Raw genomic sequence first — 18340 nt, 5'->3', positions numbered from 1 at the left:
TGCCGTTACGCGAGTTAATCAGTGTTAAGTTGGATTATCGATAGCTGCTAGACAGCGGTTCGTATCGAGTTAGGCGGAATCACTCTCGAACGTCAGACCATTACGGCAAGGAGCCACACGTACCAAGTCCATTGCCCGATCGAGATCGGCGGTCTTGCTTCCCGGTTCGAATCTTCTTATCGCCGCCTCGATATCATCGACGATACCGGGTTGCTCGGCGCGCGACGAGAGCTCGTACTTGGTCATCAGACAGCGCAGTTCCCAGAACGTTGCCACCATTTTTTGCGAGAGTGCCACCGCATCTCCGGCGATCCTCCTCGCAAGCTCTGGATCTGTCGGAAACTCCGCGATCGCCAACAATCGGAGCAACTCTGGACGGCACCATCCGGCATCACCCTGGAGCGCGCGCTCGATGTGGGTTTTACGAGCGAGGCCTCCGGCGATGACCACGAAGTACTCCAGCCGCAGTCCCACAGCGCCTGAAAGCTCCTTTTCGAGGCCGCCGTGATTGTCATCGCCGAACAGCCCGTTCCGATAGGACGAAATCCACTGTTGCCAGCGAATAAGTCTTTGTTGTTTCGCCAAGCCTTCTGCTTTGTCGAGGTATTCACTTGCCTGGCTGTGTCGTCCCGCAAGCGAAGCCATCGGAAACGCACTCAGCATGAGAAGAAGGCACGAAGCGATCGAGTAACCCAGTTCCTCCGCTTCCCGTACTGACTTCTCGAGGCGATCCATGGCGGTGACCATGTTGCCTTCGAGAAATTCTACGAACACCAGGACCGCTAGGCCAGAGATCCGCTGGTCGAAACCCAGTCCAGCATTTGCTGTTCGCCTGATGGACCCGCTGCCGTCGTCCAACGAACCCTCGAGTCCCGCGCGGGCGCGCGCGAGTTCCCCGTTGAAGAAGTAATTGTGCTCGAGCATGGCGCTAAACACATGCGATGACACTTGCGGGTTCTCGTCCCGTAGCGCGAGCGCGGCATCGATCGCGTCCCGGTATCTGCCATGCGAGCAAAGGAGGGATGTTCTTGCCGCGTTCGCCTGGATGCACTTGCTTAGATTGCCTGTCGCCGTCGCAATCTCGATCGCGCGGTCAATTTCGTAAAGGGCATCGCCGTCTTTCGAGTATCCCTGAACGTGGTACAGTGCGCTTCCTTTGGAAAGACGGAGGTCAAGCTCGGTTTCGGTGCCCTCGTACCTTGTCCCGGGGATGCGTTTCAAGGCTTCGTCAAGGACCTGGATCTGCTCGTTCATCAATCCGAGTTGGATCCAGAGAATCTTGGAGTTGGCGGCAAGACGCATTCCCAATTCGGCCGCTTCAATTGACTCGAATGACCAATGGATCGCGCTTCGGATATCGTGAATTAGATCTGAATACAGCCGCATCCACTCGGCGGTCACCAGTGTCGACCAGTCACGGGCGGCATTGGCGAGTGCCTTTTCGCAATAGTCCGCATGGGCCGCGTGAAGCAGGCTGGCTTGGGTGCCTTTTTTAACCTTGTCCAGAGCGTAGCTTCTTGTCGTCTGGAGAAGTCGATATTTCCCGTCTCCACCGCTCACCGAAAACAGCGACTTCAGGAACAAGCCGTCAAAAGCCTCGTAGAAATCTTCCTCCGGCATAACGCCCGTACAGAGCGTCAGCGCGGCTTCGGTCGAAAACGCACCTGCGAACATCGCGCAATATTCGAACAGAAGGCGCTCTTTATCGGTCAAGCCATCAAAGCTCCAATCGAGCGTCGCTCTCAGGGTTTGCTGCCTTGGAGGCGCTGTTCGCCGTCCCCGTCTTAGAACGGTGAGAGGATCGCTCAGTGATCCAATGAGATGGGTTAGCCCGAGGTTGGCCACGCCGGACGCGGCCAGTTCGATAGCAAGAGGAATGCCGTCGAGGCGACGGACGATAGATGCGGCCGCCGCAAGCGTTTCGGGATTGTCAAAATCCTCCAGCTCCGACGATAACATTACTCTGTCGACGAAAAGTTCTACTGCGGGGTATTTCAGCAACGACGATTGGGGACTGTCTTCCGGAGGCACGGGGAGGGACGGTAGCTGCCGTATCCTTTCACCGCCAATGCGCAGAGGCTCGCGGCTTGTAGCGAGCACGCTAACCTTCCTCGCGATTGCCAAAATGTCCTCGACGATTACAGCCACTTTAGAAATGACATGCTCGCAGTTGTCTAGCAAAAGAAGGAGGTCGCGTCCGGCCAGAGCCTCGAGGACAGCGTGCTCAGCGTTGTCTATGACGACACTCAGGCCAAGAAGACTGGCCATCGTTGGCGCGATCTGCTTTTCTTCACTCAACGAGGCGATATCGACGAACAAGACCTCGCGGCTCGCACTTACAATTTCGGCAGCAGCAAGCGCCACAGAAGTTTTGCCGACGCCGCCTGCACCCGAAATTGTCACCAGGCGATTGGTCGAGAGCAAGGCCGCGGTTTCTGCGACGAACTCGTCTCGACCGATGAGGCGTTCGGTGAGTCGCGGAAAACTCTTTTGTAAAACCGGTCTGGCCGCCGCATGATTGACAGACCCGACGCCGGACCCCTCGACGGGCATGACGAAAACATAACCTCTACCCGGTACGTTCTCGATATATCTTCCGCTGGTCCGGTCACCTAGAAGTTTTCGGAGGGTGACCAGGTGCACACGAAGCGCGCCTTCCTCTACGGTCGTGTCCGGCCATACTTTCGCGAGCAAGGTCTCCTTGCTGACCACTTCCCCCGCCGATTTCGCAAGGATGGCCAATATGTCGAAAGCTTTTCCGCCGAGCTGCAGCGCGTTGCCGGATTCCGTCAGCTTCCGCTGGGCAGTGTCCAACTCGAACCGTCCAAACCTTAGTACGGTCATTGGAGCCGTCCGACCGTGTTAAGGCTGTAACGACACTCGCGTGGACAAGTCAGATCGCGAACGTAACCGCATAGCGCCGCGAGCAAAGGCTCGGCGCGAAATGCACGTGCAGGAGTAGTTCGTAAACGGTCTTGTCCCACGTCAGGCTCGCGTTTGGTCTTATCGCGAAATAGACCAACCGGTCACTTTATGCAACGATCCATTGGGCGCACGTGGTGTCAGGGTGTCCTTATGCGTTGTATCCACCGTCAACGTTTAGAACGCTTCCGGTGATGAACGAGGAATTGGGGCCCGCTAGAAAAAGGATCGCCTGGGCGACCTCTTCCGGTGTTCCCAAGCGTTTAAGGACGTTTGATTGCTTCTCCGCTTCCAGCATTTCGCTCGATGCCTCGGTGAGCTCGACCTGGATCGACCCGATCTGAACCACGTTGACGTTGATCCCTCTAGGCCCGAGGTCGTGGGCCGCGCCGCGGCAGAAAGCCGTAATCGCGGCTCTCGTGGCTGCGTAGTCCGCCAAACCGGGCGCTCCGACCCGGTCGGCGAGGCTGGCACTGAGTGCGATTATTCGTCCTCCGTTTTCCATAAAACGCACGGAAGCCCGAACCAGAGCTGACATAGCCATCACGGTGCCCGAATACTGTGCTTCAAGCGCGTCCTCGTCCATGTCCACGTCATCGACCTGCCAATGAGCTCGATGGTGCGCGTTGGCGATCAGAACATCTATACGACCCATTGCAGAGATCACGCTTCGCGCGAGGCGCGTGCACTCGACTCCCGATCCAGCGTTTGGCCACGCGAAGGTCATGACCCGGCCGCCGACCTGCTGTAGTTCGGTGATAAAGTCCGGAGACAGTTCGTCGGCATCGACTGTCAGCGCCAGGTCGGCTCCCGCTATGGCAAGCAGTCTAGCGGTTGCACGTCCGACACCCTTGTCGGCGTTTGTTATAAGCGCCACCCGGCCTGCAAGCGGGCGTATGTTGTCGTCGGGCAATTCTGGCACTGGCATTTCCTTCAGAACAACGGCAACGAAGCCTATTCCGAGCTCCGCCCATCAGCCACAGTATGCGAACGGGCGACACCAGTATTGTAAGATTGGGCAGCGGACCCCACGACAGACACCGTAACACTGCTAATCAGACTTAACATCGCTTAACTCGCTTAGCGCCGAATGCCGAGACTAGGTTCCTGGCATCCGAAGCAACGAGTTACACCCATGCAAAACCAAATGTCATCCGCTCAACTGCGTCCAATCAATAATCAGGCCGTGGTGTGGAGTTTGAATTCGCATGGCCTCACGGCGCATTTTTCGACACCAGCAATAGTTCCGGCCAGGACACCGACGTTTCCTCGCGGCAGGACGGTCGCAGGCCTGGCCGAATGGCAGAAAAACAAGATTGTGCGGTACATCGACGATAACATCGAAAGCTGCATCAGGGTGCAGGAACTCGGGGCGCAGGTTCGGCTTAGCGCAAGCCGTTTTTCCAAAGGCTTCAAAGTTTCGTTCGGCAAGTCGCCCTACGACTACGTCCTCGCACGACGGATCGAAGCGGCCAAATTCCTCATCACATCTACGGACGAACCGCTAAGTCAAATTGCGCAGGCATGCGGTCTTAGCGATCAGTCTCATCTTTCAAAGGTGTTCAAGCGGCTGGTCGGGCTAACTCCGTTGAATTGGCGGCGATGCCACGCAAGCGGATCGGCTGTCGCGACTGTCCCCCAATCTTGGTCGAGGCTCGCACAGTCGTCCGAATCCGCGATGGCGGTATAGGGGAATGGCAATCTGTAGGAGCATGATGTGCGACGCGCCAGTTCAAAAGGGGCGAGGGTGGCGTACGCGGCCGCTACCCTGCGCATCGCCAAGTTTCCAATTTTATGCACGCAGCACGATCGATTGCGTTCGTAACCACCCGGTGGAGCAATCCAGCCCCGCCGGGTCACCGCATTTTTAACGGAGGATACCGTGAGGAAATATCTCTGTCTTTTGACTCTCGGCTGGGTGGCGATCGCGTCCTCGGACTCAAGTGCGTGGGCCGATGGCGATCCTTTGAAGGGCCAAAAGCTCTTCGCGCGTTGCAGCGCCTGCCACGCTACGACCGAACAGAACAAAGTTGGCCCTGGGCTCCTTGGTGTCGTCGGACGGTCTGCTGGAACCGCCGAAGGCTACAGCTATTCGGCCGCGCTGAAGTCATCGGGCCTGACTTGGGACGTGGGTTCCTTGGACGCATTCCTAAAGTCGCCGTCGGGCGTCGTAAAGGGCACTCGAATGAGCGTGTCGATCCCGAAGGACCAGGATCGCGCGGATGTCATTGCCTACCTGAAAACACTCACTGTCCACTGATCCGGCACTAGAGGAGCGGAAACATGAAAAGCCTCGTTATTAATGGCGAAACCCACCAGGTCGATGCCCCGGATGACATGCCACTTCTTTGGGTGCTTCGCGACATCCTCGGCATGACGGGCACCAAATACGGGTGCGGTATTGCCCAGTGTGGCGCTTGTACGGTGCATGTCGATGGCATGGCCGTGCGCGCGTGTCAGACGACCATGGACATGATTGACAATCAGAAGATCACAACGATCGAAGGCGTGGGCAAAACGGAAATTGGTGCAAAGGTCCAGGCCGCCTGGCTCGAGAAGGAGGTCGTTCAGTGCGGATACTGTCAATCTGGACAGATAATGTCGGCGACGTCCCTGCTCACCGCCAACCCGAAGCCGACCGACGCTGAGATAGATGAGGCCATGGCGGGCAACATCTGCAGATGCGGCACATACGTCAGGATCCGTGAAGCAATCTACTCAGCGTCGGCCTGAAGACCTTCCATGATTACGGTTTTCGAATGAGGAATAGTCAAATGGATCCACTGGAAACCGCCGAAACATGGCACCGTTCGGGGAAAGGGGTGGCTATCGCAACCGTTGTAAGCACATGGGGTTCGTCGCCTCGACCGGCGGGCAGCAGATTAGTCGTCGACGACCAAGGTAATTTCGAAGGATCGGTTTCAGGTGGATGCGTCGAGGGCGCGGTGGTCACTGAAGCACTGGATGTGATCAACAGCGGCGAAGCCAGGCTCATCGAATTCGGCGTTGCGAACGAAACCGCTTGGCGTGTCGGGCTCTCGTGTGGCGGTATTATCTCCGTGTTCGTATCGAGGCTGAGCTGATGGACCTCAGTCTCGTCACCGCCCTCAACTCGGCGAAAGCCCGCCGAATCCCGGTGGTTGAGATCATCAATCTCGCCACCGGAAGCCAGGAACTTTTAACAGCTGCCGATTGCATCGGCAGTGCGGTCGCCGATGCAGCACGCGAGGCCCTGACGGGCGGTTTTTCCTCCCGGACGGAGATCGACGGTGTTCCATATTTCCTGAACGTGCATCTTCCCGCGATCCGGCTCATGATCATCGGGGCAGTCCATATCGCGCAGTCGTTGGCTCCTATGGCGGCCAGGGCCGGGATGGAGACCATCGTTATCGATCCGCGGGAGGCGTTCGCAACGGAAGACCGCTTTCCCGGCGTCGCCGTGCTTCCAGCGTGGCCCGATGAAGCTTTCGAAGAGATATCCGTCGATGCGAACACCGCGATGGTTGCCCTGACCCACGATCCGAAAATCGACGATCCAGCTGTCGAGAAAGCTCTTAGAGCCGGAAGCTTCTACGTAGGTGCTCTCGGAAGCTCCAGAACTCATGTGGCGAGGATGGAGCGCCTCCGAGCGACTGGTTTCGAACAGTCTGTTCTGGAGCGCATTCGGGGTCCGATCGGTCTCGACATAGGCGCGCGGGAGCCAGGCGAAATCGCCGTCGCCATCCTAGCCGAGATTATCGCCCATCGGCGATCTAAGATATGACGCGGGAAAGCGAACATGTTCGGCAAGTTTGAGACAAAATTTGCCACCGGGATGATGCTCGGACACCGACTTACTGTCGCGGGAAAGGTGTTCGCGAAAGGGCATACCCTTTCATTGCAAGACGTAGCATTCCTCCTCTCGCACGGGATCTCCGACGTGCTTGCGCATCGGTTCGAAGAGCACGAGATCGACGAGGTCACAGCCGCCGACATCCTCGGCGTTCCTTTTGCCAAAGAGGGCATCTATTCGAAGTCAGCCGTTGGTGGAAGGGTAAATTTCTACGCTAAAGCCGATGGCCTGTTTATCGCTGAGCGAGACTTGATCAACTCGTTCAACAGCATCAATCAAGCTGTCACGTTCGCCTGTCTGGACGATCGCAGCAGGGTCGCCGAGGGAGACCTCGTCGGCACTCTCAAGATCATTCCGCTTGCAGTCGCATATCGGACGGTCGAGACGGCGAGGCTGGTGGCTTCTGCCCGACCGCCAATATACGTACGACCGTTTGAATCCAGAACCGTTTCGCTCGTCTCAACCACTCTACCGTCACTTAGCGCGAAGATAATCGAGAAAACCACTCGAATAACCGCAGATAGGCTCATGGAGCGCGGCTCGACGCTCGTGTCTGAGCTACATTCGGAACACAATGTAGACGCACTGGCCGGGGTCCTGAGGGAAGAAGCCGATCGAAGGGCGGGTTCCAACCATCTTGTCATCGTGTTCGGCGCGTCGGCGGTAGCGGACGCAAACGACATCATTCCTGCTGCGATCCGTGAGGCGGGCGGAAAGGTGGAACGCGTGGAGATGCCTGTAGATCCAGGCAACCTGGTCGTCATCGGTGCGATTGGCGACATTCCCGTGATCGGAGCACCGGGCTGTGCGCGCAGTCCGTCTTTGAACGGTCTTGATTGGGTGCTTGACAGGCTGCTCGCGGGCGACCGCGTCGACAGCGGGACGATCGCCAGGATGGGCGTCGGGGGCTTGCTCAAGGAAATTTCGTCGAGGCCCCAGTTGAGGGAAGCCCAAGTCCGTCACGGAGGGATGCCGGAGCTCTGGGACTCTGCGTGATCGGGCTAAGGGCGCAGGCAAGCGTATCCAAGTTCGCTAGCCTGCGCATCCTCGGATGAAGGTATCAAACCATTTTGTAGTCGCCGGAAATCCACTTTGAAACCAAATCGGCATATGTGACTGCCGCATCTTCCCAGACGAAATGTCCGGCATCGACGACCTCGGCGCGGCAATGCGGAAGTCGGTCCGCAAGAAACTGCCCATTGGCGGGCGGGACGATCGGGTCGTCCTTGCCTGAGATGACCAGCGTAGGTGTCTGGATCGACGGCAAGAGTCCGGCAAGGATTGGAAGGTCTTGCTTATAGGCTCGAACAAAGTCGGCAGCCTCGTTCCAACGTTGGCCGTCGGACGAGTTCTTATAGTCCTGGAGGATTACCTCGGGAACCGCTACGCGCGCCGTGGTTTTGATCAGTTCATAGACCCGCGTACCGCCATCGAAATCAGCGAAGTCACTCTTTGACGACGCCATGATCTGACGCAGGGACTCTCCAAAAAGCTGTTCGCTGGTTCCACCGCTGCCGCCCACAACACTTTCGAAGCGCTCCCCATGGCGACTAGCGGCGTAAAGCACGGCGAGCGTGCCGACATCTGGTGCTACAACATGCGCCCGTTCGATATCGAAGGCGTCCATGATGCGGATGACGAAATCTCCCATGGCGTCGGGCGACATCAGGTCAGCCTTGCCTTCAGACATGCCAAACCCCGGGAGATCAACGGCAGTCAATGGTCCGAGCTTGCTGATGCGCTCCCACACGAGGTTGAATGCGAAGATGCTTTCGGGCCATGGGGCCGTAAGGAGGATGGGAATGCCTTGAACATGTTTGGTGCTGACAGTTCGCACCTTAATGCCGTCGATAGATATGAATGCCGTTGCCTCAGGCATGTTTAAGCCGTTGGTCATCAAAATAGTCTCCTGTTCGGTTGCCGCCTCGGCAAAATCAATCGTCAGGATAGGCTTGGAAGAGCAGGCAGATCTTTTACAATCCGGCTCCCCGGTCGGCTTTCGGGCCGGCCGCATCTTACAATATCGGGATGCCAGAGCGTGGTTCCATGCTGCCAAATCGAAAAGCGAGGCAGCGATGAACGACATTGAAAAATTCGACTTCCTTATCTTTGGCGGCGGTAAGGCAGGCAAGACACTGGCTATGGAGCAGGCGAAGGCAGGGAAAAAAGTTGCGGTTGTAGAAGCCGGAATGATCGGCGGCTCGTGTATCAACGTCGCTTGCATCCCCAGCAAAACCTTCATTCGCAGCGCCGAAGTCGCAAACGCGATCAAGAATACAGCCGAGTTCGGCATCGCCGTCGACGGCGTTCGCCACAGTATCAATCTGGTGAAAGATCGCACGTCGAGGGTTGTCGCCGAGATGGTGGCGATGAACCAGGTGAGCTTCAACGCGAGCGGATTTGACCTGGTCCTGGGCTGGGGTCGTTTTGTCGCCCCTAAGACCATCGAAGTTGAAACAGAAAATGGCTTGCGAACGCTTAAGGGCGACCAGGTGTTCATCAATCTCGGAACCGTTGCAGACATTCCGGATGTCCCAGGACTCGCCAATGCGAATCCGATTACCCACGTGGACGCTTTGAAATTGGGAGAGTTGCCTACTCGTCTCATCGTTATTGGCGGCGGCTATATTGGAATGGAACTGGGGCAGGCATTTCGCCGTCTCGGCGCGGAGGTGACCATCATCGAACGCGGACCTCGGCTTGCTCCCCGGGAAGATGCCGATGTCAGCGAAGCAATCCTCAAGATCCTCAACTCGGAAGGTGTGGAAGTGGCCCTCAGCGCCTACGACCTGACCGTTTCGGGTCGCTCAGGCGATCGCGTCACAGTTCGGTGCGCCGACGGCCGGTCGTTTGAAGGTACTCATATCCTGGTTGCAACGGGCCGAAAGCCGAGGACCGCCGGCATCGGACTGGATATTGCGGGGGTCGAGCTCGACGAACGCGGTTTCATCAAGGTCGATGAACGGCTGCGCACCAGCGCCTCCGATGTCTGGGCGATGGGCGAAGTCGCCGGCTCGCCGATGTTTACGCATGCCTCGCTCGATGACTATCGGATCGTCAAAAGCGCCATGAGCGGCGGGGACCGCACCACCAAAGATCGGACAATCCCGTACTGCGTGTTCATCGATCCCGAGTTCGCGAGGATCGGCAAGAATGAAACCGACATGGCAAAAGAGGGTATTGAATACCGGGTTGCCAAGCTCCCCATGGATGTCATTCCGCGTGCGAGAACCCTCTCGCTGCGCAAGGGATTCATGAAGGCCATCGTCGCTCGCGACAGCGACAAGATACTCGGTTTCAATATGCTCGGTGTGAACGCGGGTGACGTGATGAGCGTCGTCCAGGTGGCCATGCAAGGTGGACTGCCCTTCACTGCATTGCGTGACGGGATTTTCGCCCACCCTACGATTGCTGAAGGTCTCAACATGCTCTTTGCGAACGTCGGCGCTCCGACCAAAGGCAACTAGGAAGAATTCGGAGATAAGATGATGACCATAGCGAATGCTTCGACAGTCGAGACCAGTTACGCGAACCTTGAAGGTCGCACGCTTGCTTACCGCAAGTTCGGAAAGGGGCCGCCGCTCGTTCTTGCCGTCCGGTTCAGAGGAACAATGGATTCCTGGGACCCGCTGTTCCTCGACGAGCTCGCCAAGAATTTTACGGTGGTGATCTTCGACTACACCGGGCTCGGTGGATCGACCGGGACACCTACATACGATCGTGCCTCGCTGGCGAAGGATGCGAGGGATTTGATCGATTTCCTTGGCTTTGACAAAGTTGTAATGGGGGGATGGTCCTTGGGTGGGGTGGTCGCACAGGTTTTCGCAGCGACCTATCCCGACAAGGTTTCGCAGGCAGTCCTGATCGGAACGGCGCCTCCCGGACATCCGAAAGTCAGCGCCGAGCCACTTTTCGTCAAAACCGCCATGAATCCGGTGAATACCCTGGATGACGAGTATATCCTGTTCTTCGAGCCTGCGTCTGAGGGCAGCAAGGCGGCCGCAAAGCGCTCCCATGATCGGATCGCCGAACGCCAGATGGGCAGATCTCCTGTTATCCCGGAAGCAACCTTCATGAAACTGCTCAGCGAGGCTAAGGACAGGTCGACCATCTACCCGGATCCCGAGGGCATTCACATGAAGAAGCTAGCGGCTGGCGAGGTGCCGCTATTGGTGATTTCCGGCGACCACGACATCGCTTGCCCGATTGAAAACTGGCTGGAACTGGTGCGTGACTGGAAGTCGCTCCACGTGGTCACGCTGCCGCAGGCGGGCCACGGACCGCACCATCAGGAACCGCACTATTGCGCCGACGTGATTTTGTCGTTTGTCCAGAACCATCAGGTCCGTGAGCGTCCGTAAACCGCCTTTCATACCTTCGAATTCCGATATTTCAGGAACCAAGATACGGTGCGCGTTTCTCGCTTCATTCATCGCGGTTTCTGCCTATGCTGCGTGGCCGCGGAAGCTCCAGCGGCCACGGGTGCTCAGATGCTAATACCCGCAGAGGTCACAGGAAACGCGCGGCATCGACGCCGCCTCGTCTCCCGGGCGTTATAGGAGCGTTCTTGCTTCCACCACATCCGCGGTGGCGGGCTCCCCATCGAATCCTGCCAGCGTTCGATCAAGGCGGCTTCTAGCGGCAACGAGCCCCTCAACCGGAGCACACTTGACCAGACTCGCGGCACAGCGAAGCTCCCAGAACCTGGCGCCTTGCTGAGACGAAAGTAGATATCCTTCCATGACCAGCTTTCGGGCGGCGTCCGCGTCTTCATCAAGGAGCAGGAGACCCTTTAGTCGGTAAAGTTCTGCCCGGCACCATCCAGCGTTTTTCGACAAAGCCCGATCAATGGTCGCGCGGTCCGCGAGGTGGCCGCCTACGATCAGACAATTTTCGAACCGTGCCCCCTTGGCGTTTGCTACAGCCTTGTTGAAACGCTCCTTGTCATCGGATGCGAGGGCCGTGGACACTTGCTCGAACGTGAAAGCCCATTCCTGCCAGCGCAGCAGGGAGTTGTTGCCGGATTTTTCTATGAGGAGATGGAGCAGGCGTTGACCAGTTTCGACCTCCCTCATTCCAAAAGCTGTGGGGCAGGCCGAGACCGCAAGATAAAGGCAGGTCGAAATTGCGTGATCCAGGTTTACTGCTTCGGCCAACACACTATCGAGCCGATCCATCGCCTCTCTCAGTTTACCCTGAACCCATAAGGTTTTGACGACGGTTGAGAGGGCGCTGAGCCTCTGATCGTAGCTTGCACCGTTGTTCAGTGTTCCGCGAACGCCTGCCTTTGCCATTTCGAGAGCTATATTGGCATGTCGCATAGCGCCGTCGAAATCACCGATATAGTGAAGATTATGGCTGAGCATGCGGCTGACGGCGTTTGGCAGTTTTGCGCCGCAAAGGTCATCGAATTGTCGTGCAACCTTTATTGCCTCAATATAGTCCGCGTTCATCGTGTGGATCGCGGTAATGCCGCCACTTGCACGAAGGATGCCCATATGGTCGTCGAGGTCTTTGGCGATCGTGATTGCCCTCGAGTATTCGGCGAGGGCTTGTGGATCGCGCTCCGAGCTTTTGATGTGATACATCGTGCCTGCGTGCGAAAGCCGCAGGTACATCTCGTGACGTGGTTCCAGAGCCTTGGTGGCGGAGGCGCGAGCAAGCGCGGTCTCGATCACCGCCAGCTGTTCGGTCATTAGTCCCAGCTGCGTCCAGATAATGTTCGAGTTAGCGGTGAGCTCTATTCCGAGGGCGTCCTCGCCATCGGAGGAGAAGGCCCAGGCCAGGGCGATGCGCAAATCGTGAATGAGCGCCCCGTGCAGTCGCAGCCACTCGTCGGTCTCAAGCTTAGTCCAGTCCGCCTCGGCCTCCTTCAAACTCTCGGCGCAATACCGCGCATGTGCGAGTTGGGTCTCCCGCTTGAAAGGCGCGGACGCGAGTTTCGCGGAAGCATAATGGTGTGTTGTTACGAGAAGTCTGTAGCTTCCGCGCTCAGAGGCGACGTTCAGGAGGGATTTCAGAAACAAGCCATCGAACGCCTCGTAGAATTCGTCATCGGAAAGTCGGCCGCCCGCGACGGTGCGTGCATCCTCTGCGGTGAACAGCCCAGCGAAGGTCGATAGGCGAAGTAGGAGTTCTTTTTCGAACGACGACAAGGTCTGGAAACTCCAGTCGAGGGCCGACTGCAAGGTTTGCTGCCTTGCAGGAGCGTTTCGCCTGCCGCGGCGAAGAACAGCTAGCGGTCTCGCCACGGAGCGATGCAGTTCCCTGATATCCATATCGAGGGTCCGCGAAGCGGCGAGTTCAATGGCAAGCGGGATGCCCTCCAATTTTCGCACGATGTCCGCGGACAAGGCGATGGCTTCGGGTTGGCGTAGATCGCGCTCGTCCTTGAGCAGCCCCGCCAATTTGTAAAATAGGTCCAAAGCGGCGTAACTTACCGCTTCCTCGGCGGTTGTACCCTCCGGCGGGACGGCTAACGGAGGCAATCGACGAATGCGTTCGAGTTGTATTCGAAGCGGCTCTCTGCTCGTCGCGAGAATCGTCGACGTCGGAACTTCGAGGAGGATTGATTCAGCTGCCTCGGCCGCCGCGTCGATGATGTGCTCACAATTGTCGAAAACGAGAAGGGTTGGAGTTTTTCTGAGTTCTGAGGCTACAGCCTGCAGTAGTTCTGAACCATAGACGCTTAGGCCGAGCTGACTGGCCAGCGATGGCATCAGGTTGTCACTGTCGGATAGGGATGCGAGATCGAGGAACAACACTTTCCTCCGACCTACGAACCGTTCCGCAATCGCAACCGCGACAGAGGTCTTGCCGATCCCTCCTGTTCCGGTGATCGTTATGATGCGCGACTGTTGTAAGAGATCGGTCGTTGTATCGATGAACTCATCGCGGCCGATGACCTTGTTCGCGAGGCGCGGAAGGTCGGCGGAGGGCAGGTTGGGCCTCGTGGCGGCGGACGCGGCACCGTCGACGCGAACCTGCGGTACGAACACATATCCCTTGCCGGGCACATTATCTATGAAACCACGAGCGCGTTCTCCGAGAGATTTGCGGAGCGAAACCAGTGAAACCCGAAGGGTGCCTTCTTCGACGCCGGTGGTCGGCCACACCGCACTCAGGAGTTCATCCTTGCTGATCACTTGACCCGCACGCTGAGCAAGGACCGTTAAAAGATCGAAGGCACGACCACCAAGTCTGAGTGGTTGACCGTCCTCCATCAGCTTACGATTTTGAACGTCCAGTTCGAAACCTTCGAAATGCAGAACGGTCATGGGATCACCAACTCTTAAATGTCCTCCAGAATTCTGATGCAGTCCTCCCTCAACGACAACAAGATCTGGTTTATCGAAAGATGTCACAAAAGGTCATGATCGCCAGTGGCTAATAGGCAGCCTTCACTCCTTCGCTACGTTCCCGCGTAGCACGCGCATCTCCGCGAAGATTGTCAAATCCGATCCTCCGATCTTACCGCTCGGCTTATCGAAACCGGATCATCCAAGATTTGATGGTGCGAGCCCCTATCCTTGTGCCCGGATAATTCGCGCCTCCAGATAGTGAACCGCGCGAGCAGCTTCGAAAAAATAGAGGAAAAACCTTTGGCGCGAGTTCTCGTCCTGTTTGCGCACCCAGCGCAACGGCCGACCAGTATTAATCTCTCGATGGCAAGGCGCGCCCAGCAGGTTGCGGGGGTTACGTTTGTGGATATCTACGCCGAATACCCTCGGTTCGACATAGACATCGAACGTGAGCAGAGGCGATTGCTGGACCACGACGTGATCGTCTTCCAGTTTCCGCTTTTCTGGTACTCGACGCCCGCGCTTTTAAAGCAATGGCAGGATCTGGTTCTTGAGTGCGGCTTTGCTCACGGACCGCACGGGAAAAAGCTTGCGGGAAAGCTCGCAATCGCTTGCATAACCACCGGAGGCAGTGTTCGTGACTATTCGCATGAAGGCGGAAACAAGCATCCGTTTTCAATGTTCATCCTGCCGTTGCGGCAGACTATTGAACTTTGCGGAATGACCTTTCTTCCCCCGTTTGTGCTGCACGCGGCCAACCACGTCGATTCCCCGTCCGCGAAAACTCATGTCGAGACCTATCCCATACTCCTTGAAGGCCTCCGCGATGGGTCGTTGGACATCGACGCGCTCGGACGACACGACCAGGTTACGGCGAGGGATCTTGCCGAGCTCGCTGACGGTCGGGAGGCGAACTGATGTCCGGCTTTCTCATACCTGCCTTTGCCTATCTCGCATCCTCGGTCTTCGCCGTCATCGTCTCCCGCAGGCTGGGTCTCGGTTCCGTCGTCGGATACATTGTTGCCGGCGCTTTGATGAGTCCGGTTCTGCAACTCTCGGAAGCCAGTGGCGGCTATCTTGAACAGCTCTCGGAATTGGGCATCGTGATGATGCTCTTCCTAATCGGCCTCGAAATAGATCCCAAGATGGTCTGGCGCCTGCGTGCAAAGCTCATCGGACTAGGCGGTTTGCAGGTAGTGTTGACGGTCGCGGTCGTCACAATCTTTGGCTTCTTTCTTCATATTGAATGGCGGCAGGCGGTTCTATTTGGTTTCGTGGCCGCTCTTTCATCGACGGCGATCGTTTTGCAAACCCTAGAGGAGAGGGGGGTGCTGGACTCGGATGGGGGGCAGGCGAGTTTTGCCGTTCTCCTATTCCAGGACCTGGCGGTCATCCCGATGCTTGCGTGCCTTCCACTGATGGCCGCCGGCGATCAAACGTCTGGGATCGACCATGGGGGTGGCTGGCTTTCGGCTCTCCCGGGGTGGGCGGCCGCGCTTGTTACGCTTGGTGCCGTGGCGGCAGTTGTTGTCGGCGGCCACTATCTCTCACGTCCAATCATGCGTGCGATCGCTAGAGACCGCCTTCGCGACATCTTCACGGCGTTCGCTCTTTTAGTGGTGGTGGCGATCGCTCTGCTGATGTCATTGGTTGGACTGTCTCCGGCGCTTGGCGCTTTTCTTGGCGGGCTCGTCCTCGCGAACAGTGAATTCAAGCACGAACTTCAAAACGATATCGAGCCTTTCAAGGGTCTGCTTCTCGGCCTGTTTTTCATGACGATAGGCGCGAAGATCGACCCTTCTGTAATGGTGGCCAATTGGGATTCCGTGATCGCAGCAACTGCGGTGCTTGTGATCATCAAATTTGCGGTCCTTTTTCCGCTCGGTCGTCTCTTCCGATTGCGGGATGCTGCCGGATGGCTCTTCGCACTTGGGCTTGCACAGGCGGGCGAATTCGGATTTGTCCTCCTTTCGCTCGGCCAAAGCATCGGTCTGATAACGGGGACCGCGGCATCCGTCGGGGTGCTGGTCATCGCGTTGGGAATGATACTCACGCCGGGGCTTTTCATATTCTTCGACCAAATGGCCGCAAGGATTGAGATACGAAAAACGCCGTCAACAGAGCCCGAGAGGCCAGGCAGCGGGAAGGTCATTGTCGCAGGGCTTGGCCGTTTCGGCCAGATCGTGAATCGGATGTTGCTGGCCAACGGTTTTGTGCCGGTCGTCCTCGATTATCGGGCGGATGTGGTCGATGACCTGCGCAAGTTCGGAGTGAAATCATACTTCGGCGATGCTGGTCGACCTGACCTGCTTCATTCGGCCGGCGTAGACAAAGCGGATCTCCTTGTTGTCGCGATCGACGATCCCGATCGCACGGTACAAATCATCGAGGCGGCTCGTCGAGCGAACCCCCGGATCACGATTATCGCTCGCGCTTATGACCGGCTGCATCACTACCAGCTCGTCGATGCGGGCGCGGATCACATTGTCCGCGAGCTGTTTGGAAGTTCGGTAGAGGCGGGCGGGGTCGCGCTCAGGACAATGGGCATGCATCCCTACGAGGTCGAAAAGCGAAAGAGCGTGTTCGTCCAACAGGATCTCGCGGGCCTCGCGCGAATGGCCACGTTGCTCGACGAAACGACGACACGCATTTCCGATAACGAGCGCTTTGTCGCGGGCTTCAACGATATCGGGCGCGTCATCCAAGAGGCCATGCTCGGCCGCCGCGAGAAGTACGACGACATGGTCCGGCGTGGTTGGAGCCCGCCGGACTTAGACGGCGACCACCCTCCCGAAAAGTTAGAAATAGACGAACGAGCCTTAGGAGCCGGACAATGAAATACTCCATGAAAATCCTATTGGGTCTGGTGCTCCTAGCTGCAGTCGGGGCGGTCGGAGCCGGGATTTTCTTTTTCTATCCCCACTCGCTTCCCGAAGTGGCCGCGAGTACACGGCAGCCGTCGGGGCGGGAGCTGATCGCCCGAGGCGAATATTTGACGATCGCAGGCGACTGTGCCGCCTGTCACAGCACGAAAGGCGGTAAACCTTTCGCAGGAGGGTTGCCGTTCAAGCTTCCGTTCGGGACAATCTATTCTTCCAACATCACTCCAGACAACGAACACGGTATAGGCACTTGGAGCGATGCGGAATTCGTGCGTGCAATGAGATATGGCGTTGGCCAACATGGCGAGAACCTGTATCCCGCGTTTCCTTATGCATCGTACGCCCTGCTTTCGACCGACGATATCCTAGCCATTCGTGCCTATCTGAAAACGGTCACGGCTGTTGCGGAGGCCGCACCTGAGAACTCGCTCGAATTTCCGTTCAACCAGCGCTGGCTGATGCGCGGTTGGAACCTCCTGTTCCTGCCTTCGCATCCCTTGGAAATCGATCCTTCGAAGGACGATCAGTGGAACCGGGGCGCTTACCTTGTCGAGGGTTTGGCGCACTGCGGCGAGTGTCATACTCCTCGAGGTCTCATGTTTCAGAGAAAGCAAGGGCAAGCCTTGTCGGGTGGCGACGTAGACGGATGGAAGGCTTGGAACATTACGAGTGATTCCGAGACCGGGATTGGTAGCTGGAGCGATGAGGATCTGAAGGCGTTCCTCGCAACTGGGCATGTGAAAGACCATGGTCCTGCCGGCGGCGCGATGCGAGAGGCGGTCGACCTTTCGTTCAGCAAACTTCCGTCTTCCGACATCGAAGCTATTGTGGCCTATCTCCGAACGGTTCCGGCCGTAAAAACCGATCCCGAAACGAAGGTGGTTCCATCTGCGCCGAATGCGTCTGCCGCACCGTCCGAGGAACTTGGCGCTCGTATCTTCGCAAGCGCTTGCTCCAGCTGCCACGGAAAGGATGGCAGCGGGCTTGTTAACGACCGGGCATCAATTCAGGGTTCGCACGCTGTGCACGATCCCGAAGGCAGTAATCTGGTGAGAGTGATCCTTCAGGGCTCTTCGAATGACTCGCATCGACCAGGCCAGACGATGCCTGCCTTCCACGCGATCTATTCCAACGATGAAATCGCTGCGCTCGCGAACTACGTGATCGGGCGGCTAAGCGGAAAGAGCGGCAAGGTAACGGCTAAGGATGTGGGAGAGGCGAGGGAGTGAAACCTCGTCGCGCCAGTCCTGGCGACAACCCGTGATTTTTCGTCCGGGTTCGATTGAGTTTTCGTGACGGCCGCTTAAAAGCGGCCGTAAAGTCGGCAGCTACCGGGCCGGGTCGGTGCAATTTGATCGGTCATGGGAGTTGCATTCATCGGAGTAATCGGAGCCACGATGTTC

General features: G+C 57.4%; 15 protein-coding genes. 11 read left to right on the top strand and 4 right to left on the bottom strand.

What is annotated here, in order from left to right; all coding sequences use genetic code 11:
- Positions 1-69: 69 nt before the first annotated feature.
- The gene (locus PH552_RS27665; RefSeq protein WP_285166442.1) at positions 70-2814 is read right to left on the bottom strand and encodes an ATP-binding protein; all 2745 of its coding nucleotides are present in this window, start codon (positions 2812-2814) and stop codon (positions 70-72) included.
- 259 nt (positions 2815-3073) lie between these two features.
- Positions 3074-3850, bottom strand: coding sequence for an SDR family NAD(P)-dependent oxidoreductase (locus PH552_RS27660; RefSeq protein ID WP_210260605.1), 777 nt, complete (start codon positions 3848-3850; stop codon positions 3074-3076).
- A gap of 207 nt (positions 3851-4057) precedes the next feature.
- Here PH552_RS27660 and PH552_RS27655 point away from each other — a divergent pair, with 207 nt between their 5' ends.
- From PH552_RS27655 to PH552_RS27630, 6 genes are all read left to right on the top strand, one after another.
- Entirely contained in the window at positions 4058-4612 is a 555-nt protein-coding gene (locus PH552_RS27655; RefSeq protein WP_285166440.1) for a helix-turn-helix domain-containing protein, read from the top strand.
- A gap of 192 nt (positions 4613-4804) precedes the next feature.
- Positions 4805-5182: a c-type cytochrome gene (locus PH552_RS27650; protein ID WP_112756751.1), complete on the top strand. Its 378-nt coding sequence runs from the start codon at positions 4805-4807 to the stop codon at positions 5180-5182.
- Positions 5183-5205: 23 nt separating this feature from the next.
- A complete protein-coding gene (locus tag PH552_RS27645) occupies positions 5206-5655 on the top strand; it encodes a (2Fe-2S)-binding protein (RefSeq protein WP_113249303.1) in 450 nt (149 codons plus the stop codon).
- Between the two features lie 41 nt (positions 5656-5696).
- Complete coding sequence (locus tag PH552_RS27640; protein ID WP_483315511.1) at positions 5697-6005, top strand: XdhC family protein; 309 nt, start codon at positions 5697-5699, stop codon at positions 6003-6005.
- The gene (locus tag PH552_RS27635) at positions 6005-6685 is read left to right on the top strand and encodes an XdhC family protein (protein ID WP_113249302.1); all 681 of its coding nucleotides are present in this window, start codon (positions 6005-6007) and stop codon (positions 6683-6685) included. The genes PH552_RS27640 and PH552_RS27635 overlap by 1 nt, the downstream gene beginning before the upstream one ends.
- A 15-nt stretch (positions 6686-6700) precedes the next feature.
- Positions 6701-7750 (top strand): molybdopterin-binding protein, encoded by a 1050-nt coding sequence (locus tag PH552_RS27630; RefSeq protein ID WP_285166439.1) that lies wholly within the window; start codon positions 6701-6703, stop codon positions 7748-7750.
- 64 nt (positions 7751-7814) lie between these two features.
- On the opposite strand, the gene PH552_RS27625 is transcribed toward PH552_RS27630, so the two are convergent.
- Positions 7815-8651, bottom strand: coding sequence for an alpha/beta fold hydrolase (locus PH552_RS27625; protein WP_113249301.1), 837 nt, complete (start codon positions 8649-8651; stop codon positions 7815-7817).
- Between the two features lie 55 nt (positions 8652-8706).
- Here PH552_RS27625 and PH552_RS27620 point away from each other — a divergent pair, with 55 nt between their 5' ends.
- Positions 8707-10221, top strand: a complete 1515-nt coding sequence (locus tag PH552_RS27620) for a dihydrolipoyl dehydrogenase family protein (RefSeq protein WP_483315510.1) — start codon at positions 8707-8709, stop codon at positions 10219-10221.
- Positions 10222-10242: 21 nt separating this feature from the next.
- Entirely contained in the window at positions 10243-11115 is an 873-nt protein-coding gene (locus tag PH552_RS27615; protein ID WP_113249430.1) for an alpha/beta fold hydrolase, read from the top strand.
- A 192-nt stretch (positions 11116-11307) separates the two neighbouring features.
- Here PH552_RS27615 and PH552_RS27610 read toward each other — a convergent pair whose 3' ends face one another.
- A complete protein-coding gene (locus PH552_RS27610) occupies positions 11308-14031 on the bottom strand; it encodes an ATP-binding protein (RefSeq protein WP_113249300.1) in 2724 nt (907 codons plus the stop codon).
- Positions 14032-14355: 324 nt separating this feature from the next.
- Between PH552_RS27610 and PH552_RS27605 the strand changes: the two genes are divergently transcribed.
- The 3 genes from PH552_RS27605 to PH552_RS27595 are packed head-to-tail and all read left to right on the top strand — an operon-like array spanning position 14356 to position 18166.
- Complete coding sequence (locus tag PH552_RS27605; protein ID WP_285166438.1) at positions 14356-14973, top strand: NAD(P)H-dependent oxidoreductase; 618 nt, start codon at positions 14356-14358, stop codon at positions 14971-14973.
- A complete protein-coding gene (locus PH552_RS27600) occupies positions 14973-16892 on the top strand; it encodes a cation:proton antiporter domain-containing protein (protein WP_285166437.1) in 1920 nt (639 codons plus the stop codon). The genes PH552_RS27605 and PH552_RS27600 overlap by 1 nt, the downstream gene beginning before the upstream one ends.
- On the top strand, positions 16889-18166 hold the full coding sequence (locus PH552_RS27595) for a c-type cytochrome (protein ID WP_285166436.1): 1278 nt from the start codon (positions 16889-16891) through the stop codon (positions 18164-18166). The genes PH552_RS27600 and PH552_RS27595 overlap by 4 nt, the downstream gene beginning before the upstream one ends.
- The last annotated feature ends 174 nt before the right edge of the window (positions 18167-18340 follow it).

The sequence above is a fragment of the Rhizobium aureum genome (genome assembly GCF_030182495.1).
Taxonomy (GTDB): Bacteria; Pseudomonadota; Alphaproteobacteria; order Rhizobiales; family Rhizobiaceae; genus Rhizobium; species Rhizobium tropici_C.
The sequence above is the reverse complement of the archived record's forward strand: the minus strand, read 5'-3'. Positions and strand labels throughout refer to the sequence as shown.